Below are 17509 nucleotides of genomic sequence, written 5' to 3'. Positions count from 1 at the left end.
CCCGAGATCTCCCGCTGATCACGCGAGATCTCTCGCCGCGCACGTCAGCCGTGACACAAGCGGAGCTTGTGCGCGGCGGGCCGTCCGATCTCGGCGAACCCGAGCCGCTCGTAGAACGCCTTCGCGCGGACGTTGACCTCCAGCACGTCGAGGACGACCGGAAGGCCGCGCTCCGCCGCCTGTGCCACCAGGGTCCGGACGACGTGCCCGCCGATCCCCCGCGACTGGTAGTCCGGATGCACTTCGATGCGGCCGAGGTAGATCTCGTCCGGCCGCGTTTCGACGATGAGCGAGCCGGCGTCGATCCCGTCCGCGGTGATGATCTGCGTCCTCGCCGCGCTGAACGCGAACCGGGCCCGCTGCTCGGCCTCGTCCCAGCCCCAGATCTGGTCGACGTACGGGCCGAGGGTGTCCTCGTGCAGGCGAAAACAGTATTCGGCGTCGGCGAAGGTGGTCTGCCGCAGTGCGACCCGCACTCCCCCAGCGTCGCTCACGACACCCTCGCCTCCGTCCACGCACGAGCCAGGATCTCGTCCACGGTCTCCTCCGGTGTCTGATCCGAGGTGTCCAGCCACAGCCCGAGCCGTGGCGTCTCGTTCCGCAATGCCTTGTCCAGAGCCACAATCGACCATTCGTCGTAGGCGTCCTTAGAACGGGCCCGCTCGCGCGCGGCGACCGCCTCGACGGCCGGGGCGAGCACCACGACCAGCAGCGGCCGCGCGGTGATCAGCGCCGTGGTCTCCGCGAGGTACTCGCCGAGGATCACGTCCTGGGCGACGACGCTGAATCCGTCCCGGAAGTATTCGTCGCAGGCCATCGCCGTCAACCGATGGCGCAGCCGCAGCTGCCGCACCGCTTCGTCGGACGGCTCGGGCGTCATCTCCGCGCGCCCGCCGGCCACCATGCGCCGGAACAGATCACCCCGGACGTGCGCGGACCGCGGCAGCCGTTCGGCGAGCAGCTGGGCCACGGTCGACTTCCCCGAGGCCTGGATCCCCGTCAGGAGTACGACGGCTTGCTCGTGAGGAGAACGCGAGGAACTCACGCGTTAGCAGTACCACATCCGCGACGCGCTCAGCCGAGGGCTCCGAGCCCGCCGTCCGCCTCCACGCCGTGGTGCGCCACGGCGAGCTTCACCAGCTCGACGACGCGGGGATCGTCGACGAGATACACCTGCCGTTTGCCTTCCCGCCGCGACCGCACGAGACCGGCGAGCTTGAGTTTCGCGAGGTGGTGGCTGACCGTCGGCACACTCTGCCCGACCTCCCCCGCCAACGTCCCGACGTCCCGCTCGCCCGAGGCCAGCAGCCACACCAGCTGCAGCCGCACGGTGGCCGAGAGCAGGCCGAACGTGGCCGCGGCGTCCTGGAGTACCCCGGGCGGCAGCGCGCCCGGCGGGTCGGGCAGGGATCGGACTGGCAAAGGACATCCTTTCGAGTGACGCTCCCAGGGTGACGTAGCACCCAACACTTGCGCAAGTGTTTGACTGAAAGGTCGTGGTCCGGTCTACTGTTACCGGTCGCGCCCGCACGGGCCGCGATCGGGTTGTGCGTCGAGCGCGGAAGGAGGTGAGCCGGGTGACCGGCGAAGGAAGTAGTCCCAACGGCCACGCGGAACACCGGCCGGAACCGGGAGCATCCCGGTAACCGCACACGGTCCGCGTGGAAGACAACGTTGTCAGCACGGCAGCCACCTCCACCGACAGGACCGTTCTCATGGTGCGTACCTCCCCCGCCCCCGTGACCCGCCCCCACGGCGACGCGCGGCTGGCCGATCTCGCCGACGCGCCGGTGCTGACCGTGTTCCAGAGCCTCGAAAGCTCCCCGAAGGGTCTCACCGAAACCGAAGCCGAGGAACGGCTGAGCCGCCACGGTGACAACACCGAGCCCACGACCGCCGGACACGGCCTCGCCGCGCACGTGCTCGACGCCGTCCGCAGCCCGTTCGTCGCGCTGCTGACCGGACTCGGCGTCGTCTTCGTCGTCCTGGGCGACCTGCGCGGCACGATCACCGTCGCGATCATGGTCACCCTCAGCGTGGTGCTGCGGTTCTGGCAGCACACCCGCTCCGACCGCGCCGTCCGCGCGCTGCTCGGCCAGGTCGACACCACCGTCACCGTCCGCCGCCGGGGCGACGCGACGCTCCCGCCGCTCGACCGCGAGGTACCGCCGTCGGATCTCGTTCCCGGCGACGTCGTCCGGCTCGGTCCCGGCGACATCGTGCCCGCCGACCTGCGGGTCGTGGCGGCGTCCGATCTCGTCGTGGACCAGTCCGCGCTCTCGGGCGAGGGCCTGCCGGTCGCCAAGCGCGTCCCCTCCCCGCGTCCGCGCCGGCTCCGCGCGCCGGACCGCCCCGGCCTCGTCGACGCGCCGTCGCTGTGCTTCGCCGGGACGTCGGTGGTCTCCGGCAGCGCCACCGCCGTCGTCATCGCCACCGGGGCGCACACCTACTCCGGCTCGCTCGCCCGCGCGACGGCGACCCCGCGCGCGGTGTCGAGCTTCGACCTCGGCGTCCGCGCGGTCGGCTGGACGCTGATCCGCTTCATGCTCGTCATGGTCCCGATCGTGCTGGTCGTCAGCGGGACCGTCTCCGGTGACTGGCCGCAGGCCGTGATGTTCGCCGCCGCGGTCGCGGTCGGCCTCACGCCGGAGATGCTGCCGGTCATCGTCACGACGAACCTCGCGCGCGGGGCGTCCCGGCTGTCCCGGCGCAAGGTCATCGTCAAGCGGCTCAACGCCATCCAGGACCTCGGCGCGATGGACGTGCTGTGCGTCGACAAGACCGGGACCCTCACCGAGGACCGCGTCGCCTACGCACACAGCGTCGATCTCGCCGGGCGGCCGGACGGCGAAGCCGCCGAGTACGCCTGCCTCGCCGTGCAGTTCCAGGACTTCCCGCACAACCGCCTCGACGAAGCCATCCTCGAACAGCTCGCGGATCCCGAAGACGCGCTGCTCGCCGAGGCGATGTTCACGCCCGTCGACGAAATCGCCTTCGATCCGGCGCGGCGCCGCTCCACGGTCATCCTGCGCGGCCCGGAGGACGGGCACCTGCTGATCACCAAGGGCGACCCCGACGACGTCCTGTCCCGCTGCACGCACGCGCGGGAATCCGGCGCGATCGTGGAACTCGGCAAGACCGAACGCGCGCAGGCCGCCGACGTCGTCCGCGGCTATGCCCAGAACGGGATGCGAGTCCTCGCTGTCGCCGCGAAACAGGGCGAGGCCCGGTTCGTCCCGTACAGCGAAGACGACGAACAGAATCTCGTCCTCGTCGGGTTCGTGGGATTCGTCGACCCGGTCCGCGACGACGCCGCGGACGCGGTTCGTTCGCTCACGCGGCACGGCGTCACGCTCAAACTCCTCACCGGGGACAACCGGTACGTCGCCGCGCAGGTGGCGGCACTGGCCGGGATCCCGGTCGGCGAAATCGTGCTGGGCCACGAGATCGACGAGGCCGACGACGGCGTGCTGCGTGAGCTCGTCGCGAAGACCACGGTGTTCGCCAAGCTCACCCCGGCGCACAAGGCCAGGATCGTGGCCGCGCTCAAGACCGCCGGGCACGCCGTCGGCTTCCTCGGCGACGGCGTCAACGACGGGCCCGCGCTGCGTACCGCCGACGTCGGCATCGCCCCGGACACCGCCACCGCGGTGGCGAAGGACGCCGCCGACCTGATCCTGCTCGACCGCGATCTCGGCGTCCTGGCGCGCGGCGTTGTCGAGGGCAGGCGGACGCTCGGCAACACGCTCAAGTACGTCCACATCACCGCCGGGCAGAACTTCGGCAACGTGCTGACCGTCGTGCTGGCCGCGTTGTTCCTGCCGTTCCTGCCCATCCTGCCGATCCAGCTCGTGGTGCAGAACCTGCTCTACGACGGAGCACAGCTCGCGCTGCCGTGGGACCGCGTCGATCGCCGGTACCTCGCGAAGCCCCGCCGCTGGGACGCCAAGGGCATGGTCCGGTTCATGCTGGTGTTCGGCCCGCTCAGCTCGCTGTTCGACCTCACCACGTTCGCCGTGCTGTGGTGGGTGTTCGACGCGGGCGGGCATCCGGCGGTGTTCCAGACCGGCTGGTTCGTCGAGGGTCTGCTCACCCAGCTGCTCGTGGTCCTGGTGCTCCGGACCGCGGCGCCGCTGCGTGGCACACCGCCCGCCACACCCGTGGTCTGGGCCACCGCGGCGGCCGCGCTGGCCGGGATCGCCCTCACGCTGCCGCCGATCGCCGACGCGCTGCGCCTGACCCCGCCGCCCGCCGGGTACCTGCTCTGGCTGTTCCCGCTGGTCCTCGGCTACCTGCTCGCCGCGCACCTGGTCAAACGGAGCTGGCTGCGCCGATCGTCGGGCACGTGGTGGTAACGCCACCCGCCTGAGCACTCCGTCCACACCGCACAGTCCTCATCGAACAGTCCGTAGTGGACAGTTCGCGGCCGCGTGCTGCCCGCTTCACGTCCATCGAAGAGAAGAACGAGTTCTCCCATGTCCCTGCTTCGCACCTTTCCCAGCCGTGGCGCGCTGGTCCGGCCACGTCGCCGTACCGCCGCCGACGTCGTCGTGTTCCTCGGCGCGGCCGTGCTGTTGTGGGCCCTGATCCGGCTCACCCACGGCGCCGCCGTGCCGTGGGACCAGGCGAACGCACCGTCCACTGTGTCCACCGATCCCGCCGAACTCCCTTACTACGCGGCACGTTCGCTGCTGCGGATGTTCCTCGCCCTCGCCGCCTCGACGGTGTTCACCTTCGTCTACGCCACCGCCGCCGCGCGCTCACGCCGCGCGGCGAAGGTGCTCCTCCCGTTGCTCGACATCCTCCAGTCGGTGCCGATCCTCGGGTTCCTCCCGGTGACGATCACCGGGTTCATCGCGCTGTTCCCCGGTTCACAGCTGGGTTTGGAAGGCGCGGCGGTGTTCGCGATCTTCACCTCGCAGGCCTGGAACATGACGTTCTCCTTCTATCACTCGCTCGTCACCCAGCCTCGCGAGCTGGACGAGGCCGCGCGGCTGCTCCGGCTCTCGCGCTGGCAGCGGTTCTGGCGGCTCGACGCGCCCAGCGGGATGATCGGACTGGTCTGGAACGGGATGATGAGCTTCGGCGGCGGCTGGTTCTTCCTGGTCGCGGCGGAAGCCCTCAGCGTCGACAACCACACCTACGCGCTGCCCGGCGTCGGCTCCTACGTGAAGACCGCGAGCGACGCCGGGGAACTGGATCACCTCCTGCTCGCGATCGTCGCGATGATCGTCATGGTCGTCGGTGTCAACGTGCTCTTCTGGCGGCCGCTCACCGCGTGGGCCGAGCGATTCCGCAACGAGGAGGCCGAGGCCGCCGAGGCACCACGCAGCCTGGCGCTCATGCTGCTCCGCCGGTCTCGCATCCCCGCGTTCCTCGCCCGGTTCCTCGGCAAGCTCGTGTTCCCGCTCGACCGGGCCATGGCCGTGTTCGGGCTGGGCGAACGTCCACTGCGGACCTCGGCGATGCGCCGGCGGATCGGCGACATCGTGTTCGCGGTGGTCGTCACCGCGGCGATCGCGTGCGGACTGTACTTCATGATCGGCTTCATCGACCGCACGGCGGGCTTCGGCGAGGTCGGCAACGCGCTGCTGCTCGGCCTCGTGACCTTCGGCAGGGTCGTGCTGCTCGTCCTGGTGGCGACCGTGATCTGGGTGCCGGCCGGGGTCTGGATCGGGATGAACCCGAAGGTGTCGCGCCTGGCGCAGCCGGTGGTCCAGATCCTCGCGAGCTTCCCGGCCAACTTCCTGTTCCCGCTCGTCACCGCGGTGCTCGTGGCGACGGGCATCAGCCTCAACTGGGGCGGGATCCTGCTGATGGCGCTCGGCGCGCAGTGGTACATCCTCTTCAACGTCATCGCGGGGGCGTCGGCCATCCCGCACGACCTGCGCGAGGCCTCGGCCAACCTGCGGCTGCCACGCAGGCTGTGGTGGCGCCGGCTCGTGCTGCCCGCGATCTTCCCCAGCTACGTCACCGGCGGGATCACCGCGGCGGGCGGCGCGTGGAACGCCTCCATCGTCTCCGAGATCGTGAGCTACAACGGCACCACGCTGCACGCCACCGGGCTCGGCGCGTACATCAAGGACGCCACCGAGTCCGGTGACTACGGACGCCTGCTCATCGGCGTCGTCGTGATGAGCGTCTTCGTCGTCGGCCTCAACCGCCTGTTCTGGCGCCGGCTCTCCACCCTCGCCGAGCAGCGCTACTCGCTCTGACCATCCACAGTAGACGGAGGTTTCCCATGACCACGACCACCACCCCGGCCACCCGCACCGGTGAAGTCCTGATCAGCGTCGACGCGGTGAGCAAGAGCTTCGCCGGCGCGGCGGGCGACGAGCTGCGGGTGCTCGAGGACATCCGGCTCGACCTGCGCGCGGGCGAGATCGTCGCGCTGCTGGGCCGTTCCGGGTCCGGCAAGTCGACGCTGCTGCGGACGATCGCCGGGCTCATCGCCCCCACCCGCGGCGGTGTCCGGTATCGCGGCGACGAACTGCGCGGCGCCAATCCCGGGACCGCCATGGTGTTCCAGTCGTTCGCGCTGATGCCGTGGCTGACCGTCCAGGACAACGTCGAACTGGGCCTCGCGGCGCAGGGCGTCCCGCCACGGGAACGTCGCGAGCGCGCCTTGGCGGCGATCGACCTCATCGGCCTCGACGGTTTCCAGTCCGCGTACCCCAAGGAACTCTCCGGCGGGATGCGCCAGCGCGTCGGTTTCGCGCGGGCACTGGTGCTCGAACCGGACGTGCTGCTGATGGACGAGCCGTTCTCGGCGCTCGACGTGCTCACCGCGGAGAACCTGCGCGGCGAGCTGATGGACCTGTGGGAGACCACGAACTTCCCGACCAAGGCCATCTGCGTCGTCACGCACAACATCGAGGAGGCGGTCCAGCTCGCCGACCGCGTCATCGTGCTGGGCGCGAACCCCGGCCACATCCGGGCCGAGGTCGACGTCACGCTCGCCCGGCCCCGTGACCGGCGCACGCCCAAGTTCGCCGCCGTCGTCGACCACCTCTACGGCCTGCTCACCGGCCGCGACCCGGGCGACCTGGCCGCCGAACCCGCCGAGGCCACGCCGATTTCGCAGCCGCTGCCCGCGGCGTCGGTCGGCGGGCTCGCCGGGCTGGTCGAGATCGTCCACGCGCGTAGCGGCCGCGTCGACCTGCCCGACGTCGCGGCCGAGCTGACGTTCGAGATCGACGACCTGCTCCCCCTCGTCGACGCCGCCGCGATGCTGGACCTGCTGCTCGTCGTCGGCGCCGACCTGTGCTGCACGCCGGTCGGCGAGGCGTTCACGACCGCGGACATCCTGCGCAGCAAGGAAATCTTCGCCGAGCAGGTGCGCAGGCGGGCGCCGCTGGTCCGCACGATCTCGACGGCGCTGGCGACCAGCTCGACCGGGAAGATGCGTGCCGACTTCTTCCTCGACCTGCTGCGGCGCGGCTTCTCCGCCGAGGACGCCGAACAGCAGCTCGACATCGCCGTCGACTGGGGCCGCTACGCCGAGCTGTTCGACTACAACACCGACGACCGCCAGCTGGTCGCCATCCCCACCCCGTCGATCGTCCACAGTGGATCCCGCTGACCGGCCCGGCGTGGGCTGAAGGGGACTTTCCTCTCATCGCATCGGAGGAAAGTCCCCTTCAGCGCGTCTTAGGATCAAGACTGGACGCGTAGCGTCTCCGTTGAGGGTGGCGGCGGGGGCATGGGCGGAGAAAGTCCCCTTCAGCTCGCGGCCGGGTCGTCGCCGAGGCCGGCGGTTTCGAGGTCGAGGAGGCGCTGGATGCGGCGACGGGTCGAGTCGGTGATCACGCCCCGCTCGAACAGGCGCGTCAGTTCGGCGCCTTCCACTTCGAGGACTTCGCGGCGCAGGACCCGGTACGCCGCGAAACGGGACATACCGTCCGGATCCTCGCTGTCGTCGTTGCGGATGCGGTCGATGCGGGCCCGCCAGCTCTGCCGGAGCTGATCGACGACGAACTCCGGCGCCGATTCGGTCTCGGCCAGGTGTTCCAGGTGCGAGAGCCCGGCTTCGGCGATCCGCAGGCGGGCGTCGAAGTGCTCATGGCGGATATCGGCCGGGTCGAGCGCGATCCCGGTGCGCCGGACCAGCGGCGCGAGCGTGAAGCCCTGCACCACCAGCGTCACCACGATGACCGCGGTCGTGAGCAACAGCACCAGGTCGCGCGAGGGCAGCGGTGACCCGTCGAGCGCGGTGAGCGGCAGCGACAACGCGGCGGCCAGCGGCACGACTCCGCGCGCGCCCGCCCACGAGATCACCGCCGGCGCCTGCCACGACACCCGCCCGCCGCCGCGGCGCTGCCGGATCGTGCTCAGCACGAACACCAGCAGCAGCCGCGCCAGCACCAGGGTCACGGCGATCGCGAGGGCCTGCAGCGGCCACCACGCGGTGGTCCCGGCCAGCCGCCGCACCAGGGTCGGCAGCTGCAGCCCGATCAGGCCGAAAACCACGCTTTCCAGGAGGAACACGACGGTCTGATACACCGCGCCGACCTGTAGCCGGATGCGCGCGGTCGTCAGCCGCTCCGCCTGCGTCCCGAGGATCACGCTCGCCACCACCACCGCGGTCACCCCGGAGACACCGACCGACTCGGCCAGCACGTATCCGGCGTACGGCGTCACGAGCGCCACGACCGTCTCCACCATCGGGTCCTCGGTGTGCCGCCGGATCACGAACGCGCCCGCAGCGATGATCGCCCCGACGAGCAGGCCTCCGCCCGCGAGCATGGCGAATTCCGAGAGCGTCCGTCCCCACGACGCGGCACCGCCCGCGATGGCGAGGAACAGCGCGACGCGGAACAGCAGGAGGCTCGTCGCGTCGTTGAACAGGCTCTCCGCCTGGATCAGCGCCTGTACCCGGGGCGGCAGCGAAAGGCGGCGCGCCAGCGCGGTGACCGCGACCGGGTCGGTGCTCGCCAGCACCGCGCCGAGCACGAAGGCCATCCCGACCGGCATCGGCGTCACCGCGACCGCGACCCCCACGACCGCCGCCGCCGAGAGCAGCACCAGCCCGACGGCCAGCGTCGCCACTGGCCTCGCGACCGCGCGCAGGTCCCGCCATGGCAGTTCCTCGCCCGCGGCGAACAGCAGCGGGGGCAGCACGACGAGGCTGATGATCTCCGGGGTGATCTCGACCGACGGCACGCCCGGCAGCAGCCCGACCACGACACCCGCGACGACGAGCAGCGACGGTGCCGGGACCCGCAGGCGGTTCGCGAAGGTGGCCACCACCGTCGCGACCACCACGAGGAACAGCACCGTCTCGACACCGCGCATGACCGGGTCCTTTCTTCGTCCAGTCCCGAATGCCGACCAGACTTCCCGGCGCGCCGGGACCAACCCTACGTCAGGAACACGTCAAGACCGGACGCAGGTACGGCCGTCATCGCAGCACGAAACCGCCCGGCGCACCCGTCGGCGGATCACCCGAACGGAGAGCCGCCGCTGCCGTACGGTGAGCACCGGGAGGTGGATCAATGACCGCGTCACCGGACTCGCTGCCCGCCGTCAGCAGGACCGCCCTCGGGGTGGCCGGGCTGCGCGCGCTCGAAAGCACCCGGCCGGACAAGCTGTTCGACGATCCCTACGCGCGGGCGTTCTTCGAAGCGGGCCGGGACCTGTTCCCCGAGGCACCGGATTCCGCCGAGGAGCTGACCTCGTCGAATCCGGCGAACCGGCTCGGCGCGGTGTTCTACGCGCACGTGGTCGTCCGTACCCGGTTCTATGACGAGTACCTGCTCGCCGCCACGGCCGCCGGATGCCGGCAGGTCGTGCTCCTCGCGGCGGGGCTCGACACCCGCGCGTACCGGCTCGGCTGGCCCGGCGGGCTGCGGCTGTTCGAACTGGACCTGCCCGACGTCCTCGCGTTCAAGGACGACGTGCTGACGCGGGAGTCCGCGACGCCGCGGTGTGCCAGGACCGTGGTGCCCGCGGATCTGCGCGAGGACTGGCCGGGCGAACTCCGCGCAGCGGGTTTCGATCCGGCGCTGCCCACAGCGTGGCTCGCCGAAGGGCTGCTGGTCTACCTGTCCTACGACGAGGCCACCCGGATGCTCGCGACCGTCGGCGACCTGTCGGCGCCGGGTAGCCGTCTGGCCTGCGAACACCGTCCGGACGGTGATCAGGACGGGCTCCTCACCCAGGCCCGCGCGCTGCGGGGCGCCGAGAACGTGACCAGCCTGTGGAAGGGCGGGCTCGGCACGCACGCGACGGACTGGCTCTCCGATCACGGCTGGCAACCGCAGACCTACAGCCGTTCCTCCCTCGCCGTCGCCTATGGCCGCGAAGCCGACGGGACCGCAGGCGGCTTCCTCATCGCCGTCCGGGACTGATGGCTGCGGCCCAACAGCACAAGGGCCGCTGATGCGGCGCTAGCCGGGATTCAGAACCTCATCGTCCGCGTGCGTGCCGAACTCGGCGACGCGCACCTCCGCGATGTGCTCGTACCGGCTGATCCGGTCTGTCCACTCCGTATCGACACCGAACGCCACCTGCGCGAAGCCCACCCGCCTGACGGCCTCGGCCAAGGCCGGATCGCCAGGCGCCAGCAGCCGCACCGGCGCCTCGAGCGCCACGGTATACGGCGGCACGAAGTACTCGTCCGGCACAACGGTGCGCGCATGCACGAGTGCGCCGACAGCGACAACCGAGCCGGCCCCCAACCGTGCGCACTGCAGGACCGTCGCCGCGGTCGCCACATAGACGCACCTGCCGACCTCGCAGCCCAGCAGCGTGGCATGCGGCCCCACGAAGACGTGATCGTCGACGAGCACCGGCTGATCGCCAGCGACCGCGGACCCGCGCAAAACCGCGTTCTCGCAGATCACCGCCGCCTCCCCGACCTCGATCCGAGACCCCTCGGCATCGAGCACCGCGCCGTACATCACCCGTGCCCTCGGCCCCACGCGGACATCACCGACGAGCGTGGCTGTCGGGGCAACGTAAGCGGTGGGATGGACCTGCGGTTCATGCCCGCGGTGCCGGATACGGATTCCCCGCGCTTCAGCGATCATGAGCGGATACTCGCCCGGCCGACCGCGAGCATGCTGGCGAATTTCCGACGTCGCGTTCGCCGAAACCTATGCCGGCCACCGATGGGTCCACGTCCAGCCGACGGCCTTTCAGCGCGGCCCCGGAATCCGCCAGCCGGTGTCCGCGGCCCACCGTTCGGCCGCGGCCATCAGGACCTCGGTGGCGGGCGCCTTGATCTGGCCGTAGTCCGCCCAGTCCGGCACGCTCTCCGCCAGTCGCAGTTTGAACGCTCCCCAGGCGTCGCGCGCGGTTGCGTCGGCCCGCAGGTAATCCCGGAACAGCAGTGCGAAGCGCGCGTTGGGGCCGCCGTGTTCCCGGATGTGGACGTTGCACCGGCGCGCACCGGGCGGCGGCGCGAAGACGAGCTTGCGGCACCGCGTCCCGGCCGAGGTCTCGGCGCGGTTCCACGGCTCCGGACGGCACCGGAAACCGATGGCCGCGAACAGGGAGACCAGCCGTTCCTCGTCGAGCGCCGCGACCCGGACCTGGATGTCGACGCAGTCCTTGGCCGCGAGGCCGGGCACCGACGTCGAGCCGACGTGGTCGATCGCGAGGGCGACCTCGCCGAGCGCGTCCCCGACCACCTTCGCCAGCCGGCCGAACTCCCGGGACCAGTCCGGCCGGTGGCCGACCACCGTCACAGGCGCGATCTCGTCGGGAAACGGCATGGGCCCGACGGTACCGGTCAGCGCACGGCACCGATCCGCAGCGGTTTCGTCCCGGGCGCGTCGATCGGTTCACCGCACGACGCGCACACCGTCTCGGGCTTCAGTTCGGCGCCGCACGCGTGCTGCCACACGGTCGGCGGTGGTCCATTGTGGACATACTGGTCGCCCCAGGCCATCAGCCCGAGCAGGATCGGCTGGAGCGCGCGGCCCGCCTCGGTCGGCAGGTAGTCGTAGCGGGGCGGATGATCCTCGTACTGGCGCTTTTCGAGCACGCCCGCCTCGACGAGCTTGCGCAGCCGGGCGGCGAGGATGTCGCGGCTCGCGCCGGTGTTCTCGGCGATCTGGTTGAACCGCCGCTCCCCCAGCATGATCTCCCGCAGCGCGAGCAGGCTCCAGCGTTCGCCGATCACCTCCAGCGCGTCCGCGATCGAGCAGTCCCGCCCGCGCGCCGCCATCCCGGACCTCCTTCAGTCGTCAAATCCAACCTAGCACGTGGACCGGCCGCTGTGACCTCGGCGACACCAGCGGGGCCAGTGGGTTGTGGAATCCAACTCACTGGGCGTATACCGGATTTCCTCAGGCACAGAAGGAGGAACGGGCCATGACCGACGCAGTGATCATCGACGCCGTACGCACCCCGATCGGCAAGGGCAAGCCGAACGGCACCCTCGCCGGGGTGCATCCGGTCGACCTGCACGCGCACGCGATCCGGTCGCTGGTGGAGCGGACCGGGATCGACCCCGCCCGGGTCGACGACGTCATCAGCGGCGCGGTCGGCCAGATCGGCGAGCAGAGCATGAACACCGCGCGCTGGGCCGCGCTCGCCGCCGGGCTGCCCGAATCGGTGCCGGCGGTGACGGTCGACCGCCAGTGCGGCAGCAGCCAGCAGGCCGTGCACTTCGCCGCGCAGGGCGTCATCAGCGGGGCCTACGACGTGGTGATCGCCTCCGGCGTCGAGTCGATGAGCCGGGTGCCGATGGGCAGCCAGGCCGCCGGGCAGGACCCGTTCGGCGCCGGCGTCGCGGCGCGGTACCCGGAAGGGCTGGTGCCGCAGGGAATCAGCGCCGAGCTGATCGCTGCGAAATGGGGATTCTCGCGAGAACGTCTCGACGCGTACGCCACGGAAAGCCACCGCCGCGCGGCCGCCGCGTGGGCCGAAGGGCGCTTCGCCCGCGAGGTCGCCCCGCTCAAGGCGCCCCGCCCGGACGGGACGCTCGCCGACGTCACCACCGACGAGACCGTCCGTCCCGGGACGACCCCGGAGATCCTCGCCGGACTGCGGCCCGCCTACCGCGCGGACGTCTGGGAGCAGCGCTTCCCCGAACTGGACTGGCGGCTCACCGCGGGCAACGCGTCGCCGATCAACGACGGTGCCGCCGCCGTGCTGATCACCAGCAGCGAGACCGCGGCGAAGCTCGGGCTGCGTCCCCGCGCGCGGCTGCACAGCTTCGCCGTCGCGGGCGACGACCCGATCTACATGCTCACCGGGATCATCCCGGCCACCCGCAAGGTGCTCGACAGGGCCGGACTGTCCCTTTCGGACATCGACGCCTTCGAGGTGAACGAGGCGTTCGCGAGTGTCGTGCTGGCATGGCAGGCCGAGCTCGGCGCCGACCTGGCGAAGGTCAACGTCAACGGCGGCGCGATCGCGCTCGGTCACCCGCTCGGCGGCAGCGGCGCGCGGCTGCTCACCACGCTGGTGTCCGTGCTGGAGCAGACCGGTGGCCGCTACGGCCTGCAGACGATGTGCGAGGCGGGCGGACTGGCCAACGCGACCATCGTCGAACGCCTCTGATCATCCGTGGGGGCCTCCTCGATGGACCCAGAGGCCCCCACGGACCGCAGCCGAGACGCACCGGGGGCGTCCCCTCGGTGCGTACCCCCATTTCTCAGCACGCGCGCGTGGAAACGAACTCCCGCAACGAGGCCACCGCCTTCCCGGTGTCGGCGGAATCGACGTGGAACACCTCGTCGAAGCCGAGCCCCAGCAACTCGGCGCGGGGATCGCCGCCCGCGCCGAGCCTGCCGCCGAGCACCGCGGTGAGACCGGCGAGCGCGGGATCGGCCCGCACCCGTGAGATCACCCGCGCGGCCTCCTCCTGGCCGCGGCCGGTGACCGTGCTCAGCACCAGGCAGTCCGGCCGTTCCCGGCGGCAGGCGGCGAGGACCCGCGCCACGTCCGCGCCGGCACCGAGGTTCACCACCTCGTGCCCCATGCCCTCCATGATCAGCTGCAGTGCCACCAGGTTCCACGCGTGTGTTTCCGGCGGCAGGCCGGAGAGCACGATCTTCAGCGAGCGGCAGGCCCGCGCGCGGCGCCGCGGGCGACGGCCCCGCGCGGGTTCGGAGTACCGGAACGTGGTCATGGTTCGTTGCGCCCCCTGAGTTCGACGCGGCGAAGAACGTGCACCGACACCTCCCTGCCACCAGCGGCCCCCCAGCCGACCACCAGATCGTGACGCGTTCCCCGCGCGCGCACATGGGGGCACGGACCCCAAATTCCGCTCCCGCCCCGGCCTGCCGCGCGCCGCGGGCGGGCGGACACCCCCGCGTCCGCTGCCCCAACGGGCGGACCTGGCACCGCTGGCCGACGATCCTCGCAGGTCAGGACGTCGCGGCGGCTACGAGCCGGAAAATACGGGCGTCGCCCCCATGTGCCCGCCCGGTCCCCGCTGGCACCATCATCGGAGTGATTCCCGAGCGGCCCACCACGGCCCTGCCACCGGGCTGGTGGACCCCCGGCCACACGGCACGCGAGCGGCGCGCCGGCGAAGCCCGCCCGGACTGGGCGGCGTTCATCGCCGAAGCCCTCGGCGCCACCACGCCGCGTACTCCTCCGGCGAGTGCCCTTCCGGCGCCCGAGGACTGGCGGGCGACGTTCGCCGGTGTGTTCCACCCGCTCGTCGACGTCGTCCGCCACCGCCTCGGCCAGGCCGCCGCGGACCTGCCCGGCATCGACGAGGACACCCTCACCGAACGGGTGGCGGCCGAGGCCGGGGACCGGCTCGTCACGATCGCCGTGCGGACGCTGGTGCGTGAGCTCGACCGGGCCCGTGCCGCGGGCGCGCTCGGCGGATCGACCCCCGACGAACGGTTCGCCGCCTTCGCCCGCCGCACCGGCACCCGGGAAGGACTCACCGGACTCTTCACCGCGTACCCGGTCCTCGCCCGGCTGCTGGCGCAGCTGTGTCTCCAGACCATCGAGTCCACTGTGGAGGTTCTGGGCCGCTTCACCACCGATCGCGCGCGTATCGCCGAAAGCTTCGCCGACGGCGATCTCGGGACGCTGCTGCGGGTGTACGGCGGCGCCGGGGACTCGCACCAGCGCGGCCGGTCCGTCCGGCTGCTCGAATTCTCCAGCGGGCGCAAGGTGATCTACAAACCGCGGCCGCTGAGCCTGCACACCCGGTTCTCCGCCATCGTGGCGTGGCTCAACGCGCGGGTCCCCGGCCTTCAGCTCCGTACCGTGGACGCGCTGGTGCGGCCCGGCTACGGCTGGCTGCGGTTCGTCGAGCACCGGCCGTGCGCGTCCCTCGACGACGTCGACCGGTTCTACCGGCGGCAAGGCGTCCTGCTGGCCCTGCTGCACGCGCTCGACGCCACCGACGTGCACTACGAGAACGTCATCGCCTGCGGAGACCAGCCGGTGCTCGTCGACGTCGAAACGCTGCTGCAACCGGCGCTGCCCACCCCGGGGCACCAGCCGGATCCCGCCGCGGACGTGCTTTCCCGGTCCGTCCAGCGCACCATGCTGCTGCCCCAGCTCGTGGTCGGCGAACGGGGCGCGATCGACGTCTCCGGGCTCGGCGGGCGCGGCGGGCAGCTGCCGAGCGACCAGGTCCGGTGGCTCGACGCGGGCACCGACCGGATGCGGCTCGGCCGCGTCCCCGGGATCCTGCCGGGCGCGCTCAACCGGCCCCGCCTCGACGGGCGCGACGTCGACCCCGCCGAGCACACCGCCGCCCTGCTGAGCGGATTCCGGACCGGCTACGACACGATCGCCGACGCCCGCGACGAGCTGGCCCGGCTGGTGCGCGACAGCGGCGGCGACACGATCCGCGTGCTGATCCGGCCGACCAACTTCTACGCCCGGATCCTCGACGAAACCACGCATCCGGACCTGCTGCGCGACGCGCGGGACCGCGACGGCGCCTTCGACCTGCTGGCCACCGACTCCGCGGGCGACCTCGCCCGCGAGCGGCTCGTCCCGGCCGAACGCGAGGATCTCTGGGCCGGGGACGTGCCGATGTTCACCACGCGGCCGACCTCGTCTGCGCTGTGGGATTCGGAAGGGCACCGGATCGACGGCCTGCTCTCCTCGCCCGCGCTCGACGCCGTACTCGCGAAACTCGGCGCGATGAGCACGGTGGACCAGCGTGATCAGGAATGGCTGATCTCCGCGTCGCTCGCGAGCGGCGCGGCCGAGGTCACGCACCGCTGCGCGGACACCGTCGCCGACGCCGCGCCCAGCAACGCGCCGGGCACCGCGCAGCTGCTCGTCACCGCGTGCGGGATCGCCGACCGGATCCTCGCGCGCGCCTTCGGCGACGAACGGCGTGCGAACTGGCTCGGGCTCGAGGTGATCGACGACCGGTACTGGGCCGTGCTGCCCATGGGCGCGGGCCTCGGCGAGGGCTATACCGGCGTCGCGCTCTTCCTGGCTCAACTCGCCGAGCTGTCCGGGATCGCGCGGTACCACGATCTCGCGGTCCAGGCCGTGCGCCCGCTCCCGGCACTGCTCGAAAAGATGCGGACCGACCGGGAACTCGCCGACGCCGCCGGGTGCGGCGGGCCGCTCGGGCTGGGCGGCGTCGCCTACGCCGCCACCCGGCTGACCGCCCTGCTCGGCGACGACGTGCCCGCCGGACTCGTCGAACAGGCCGTCGCCGCGATGCCCTCGGCGAGCGCGGACACCCCGGCGCAGTTCACGACCGGGCTCGCCGGCGGGCTCGCGGCGATGCGGGCCGTCCACGCGGAGACGGGCCTCGACCAGGCCAGGCGGCTCGCGCAGCGGTACGCCGAGTTGCTGCTCGACCGCGGACCGTCCACCGATGACGGCTTCGCGACCGGCGCCGCGGGCGTCGCGTGGGCGCTCGCCGGGGCACACCAACGGGTGGACTTCCGGGCGTCCGGCCGGGCCGGTTTCGCCGCCTTCCGGGGCACCGGCCGTGGCTGGTGCGGCGGCCTCGCCGGCGCCGCGCTCGCCCACGCGCAGGTCGGCACCGGCGGGGTCGTCCTGGACGAGGCCGTCGCCGCGCTGGCCGATCAGGCACCCCTTAAGGACATGAGCCTCTGCCACGGCGAAGCCGGGATCGTCGAGGCCTTGTGTGTGCTGGCCGAGGATGGTCACACTGGCGCCGCCGCCGCGGTCCGGTGCCGCGTCGGCACGCTGCTGGCGGCTCTGGATCGCCACGGCCCGCGGTGTGGCACACCGGGTGCCGTGCCGTCACCGGGGCTGCTGACCGGCCTGGCCGGGATCGGCTACGGGCTGCTGCGGCTGGGATTCGCCGAGCGGGTCCCGTCGGCACTGCTGTTGCGGCCGGGGGCGGCGAACAGCACCACGGAGAGAGGAACCATCGATGCCGGAGAACAGCCTGTCGGGTAAGGGCGACGCGATCGGCGAAGTCATGTTGCCCACGCCCACGACGTCGGCACGGCGCAACAACGCGCTCGCGGGGGCGTTGCCGCACGCCAGCGCGGACACCGTGCACACGGTCCACAGCACGCCGTTCTGCACGGTCGCCACCACGCACCCGTTCTGATCGGCACGCGGGCACCACAGGGGGAAAACG

Annotated in this window: 15 protein-coding genes; 7 read left to right on the top strand and 8 right to left on the bottom strand. The window is 71.8% G+C overall.

What is annotated here, in order from left to right; genetic code table 11:
* Positions 1 to 44: 44 nt before the first annotated feature.
* From ACFWX1_RS00875 to ACFWX1_RS00865, 3 genes are read right to left on the bottom strand one after another with little or no spacing between them, the layout of a single operon-like run.
* A complete protein-coding gene (locus tag ACFWX1_RS00875) occupies positions 45 to 494 on the bottom strand; it encodes a GNAT family N-acetyltransferase (protein ID WP_378382721.1) in 450 nt (149 codons plus the stop codon).
* Positions 491 to 1045 carry an AAA family ATPase gene (locus ACFWX1_RS00870; protein WP_378382720.1) on the bottom strand — a complete coding sequence of 185 codons (555 nt, stop codon included), beginning with the start codon at positions 1043 to 1045 and terminating at the stop codon, positions 491 to 493. Before ACFWX1_RS00870 ends, ACFWX1_RS00875 begins: the two co-directional genes overlap by 4 nt.
* Before the next feature lie 29 nt (positions 1046 to 1074).
* Positions 1075 to 1422 carry an ArsR/SmtB family transcription factor gene (locus ACFWX1_RS00865; protein ID WP_378323390.1) on the bottom strand — a complete coding sequence of 116 codons (348 nt, stop codon included), beginning with the start codon at positions 1420 to 1422 and terminating at the stop codon, positions 1075 to 1077.
* A 293-nt stretch (positions 1423 to 1715) separates the two neighbouring features.
* Here ACFWX1_RS00865 and mgtA point away from each other — a divergent pair, with 293 nt between their 5' ends.
* The 3 genes from mgtA (at position 1716) to ACFWX1_RS00850 (ending at position 7582) form a co-directional block, all read left to right on the top strand.
* A complete protein-coding gene (gene mgtA / locus ACFWX1_RS00860) occupies positions 1716 to 4355 on the top strand; it encodes a magnesium-translocating P-type ATPase (protein WP_378382719.1) in 2640 nt (879 codons plus the stop codon).
* Positions 4356 to 4475: 120 nt separating this feature from the next.
* Positions 4476 to 6215 (top strand): ABC transporter permease, encoded by a 1740-nt coding sequence (locus ACFWX1_RS00855; RefSeq protein WP_378382718.1) that lies wholly within the window; start codon positions 4476 to 4478, stop codon positions 6213 to 6215.
* Between the two features lie 26 nt (positions 6216 to 6241).
* On the top strand, positions 6242 to 7582 hold the full coding sequence (locus ACFWX1_RS00850; RefSeq protein WP_378382717.1) for a nitrate/sulfonate/bicarbonate ABC transporter ATP-binding protein: 1341 nt from the start codon (positions 6242 to 6244) through the stop codon (positions 7580 to 7582).
* Positions 7583 to 7722: 140 nt separating this feature from the next.
* Here ACFWX1_RS00850 and ACFWX1_RS00845 read toward each other — a convergent pair whose 3' ends face one another.
* The gene (locus tag ACFWX1_RS00845) at positions 7723 to 9294 is read right to left on the bottom strand and encodes a Na+/H+ antiporter (RefSeq protein WP_378382716.1); all 1572 of its coding nucleotides are present in this window, start codon (positions 9292 to 9294) and stop codon (positions 7723 to 7725) included.
* 200 nt (positions 9295 to 9494) lie between these two features.
* Between ACFWX1_RS00845 and ACFWX1_RS00840 the strand changes: the two genes are divergently transcribed.
* The gene (locus ACFWX1_RS00840) at positions 9495 to 10349 is read left to right on the top strand and encodes a class I SAM-dependent methyltransferase (RefSeq protein ID WP_378382715.1); all 855 of its coding nucleotides are present in this window, start codon (positions 9495 to 9497) and stop codon (positions 10347 to 10349) included.
* A gap of 39 nt (positions 10350 to 10388) precedes the next feature.
* On the opposite strand, the gene ACFWX1_RS00835 is transcribed toward ACFWX1_RS00840, so the two are convergent.
* The 3 genes from ACFWX1_RS00835 to ACFWX1_RS00825 all read right to left on the bottom strand — a co-directional run bounded on the left by ACFWX1_RS00835 (position 10389) and on the right by ACFWX1_RS00825 (position 12172).
* Complete coding sequence (locus ACFWX1_RS00835; RefSeq protein ID WP_378382714.1) at positions 10389 to 11030, bottom strand: gamma carbonic anhydrase family protein; 642 nt, start codon at positions 11028 to 11030, stop codon at positions 10389 to 10391.
* 108 nt (positions 11031 to 11138) lie between these two features.
* Complete coding sequence (locus ACFWX1_RS00830) at positions 11139 to 11717, bottom strand: GrpB family protein (RefSeq protein WP_378382713.1); 579 nt, start codon at positions 11715 to 11717, stop codon at positions 11139 to 11141.
* Between the two features lie 17 nt (positions 11718 to 11734).
* Positions 11735 to 12172 carry a winged helix-turn-helix transcriptional regulator gene (locus tag ACFWX1_RS00825; protein ID WP_378323398.1) on the bottom strand — a complete coding sequence of 146 codons (438 nt, stop codon included), beginning with the start codon at positions 12170 to 12172 and terminating at the stop codon, positions 11735 to 11737.
* A gap of 146 nt (positions 12173 to 12318) precedes the next feature.
* Here ACFWX1_RS00825 and ACFWX1_RS00820 point away from each other — a divergent pair, with 146 nt between their 5' ends.
* The gene (locus ACFWX1_RS00820; RefSeq protein ID WP_378382712.1) at positions 12319 to 13512 is read left to right on the top strand and encodes a thiolase family protein; all 1194 of its coding nucleotides are present in this window, start codon (positions 12319 to 12321) and stop codon (positions 13510 to 13512) included.
* 94 nt (positions 13513 to 13606) lie between these two features.
* On the opposite strand, the gene ACFWX1_RS00815 is transcribed toward ACFWX1_RS00820, so the two are convergent.
* Positions 13607 to 14083: a cobalamin-dependent protein gene (locus tag ACFWX1_RS00815; RefSeq protein ID WP_378382711.1), complete on the bottom strand. Its 477-nt coding sequence runs from the start codon at positions 14081 to 14083 to the stop codon at positions 13607 to 13609.
* Between the two features lie 323 nt (positions 14084 to 14406).
* Here ACFWX1_RS00815 and ACFWX1_RS00810 point away from each other — a divergent pair, with 323 nt between their 5' ends.
* Together ACFWX1_RS00810 and ACFWX1_RS00805 are read left to right on the top strand one after the other, a co-directional pair.
* Complete coding sequence (locus tag ACFWX1_RS00810; RefSeq protein ID WP_378382710.1) at positions 14407 to 17322, top strand: type 2 lanthipeptide synthetase LanM family protein; 2916 nt, start codon at positions 14407 to 14409, stop codon at positions 17320 to 17322.
* A complete protein-coding gene (locus tag ACFWX1_RS00805; protein ID WP_378382709.1) occupies positions 17297 to 17479 on the top strand; it encodes a hypothetical protein in 183 nt (60 codons plus the stop codon). The genes ACFWX1_RS00810 and ACFWX1_RS00805 overlap by 26 nt, the downstream gene beginning before the upstream one ends.
* Positions 17480 to 17509: the final 30 nt, after the last annotated feature.

It is taken from the genome of Amycolatopsis sp. NPDC059021 (genome assembly GCF_042739895.1).
In the GTDB taxonomy this organism is placed as follows: domain Bacteria; phylum Actinomycetota; class Actinomycetes; order Mycobacteriales; family Pseudonocardiaceae; genus Amycolatopsis.
This window is presented reverse-complemented; position numbering and strand designations above follow the sequence as displayed.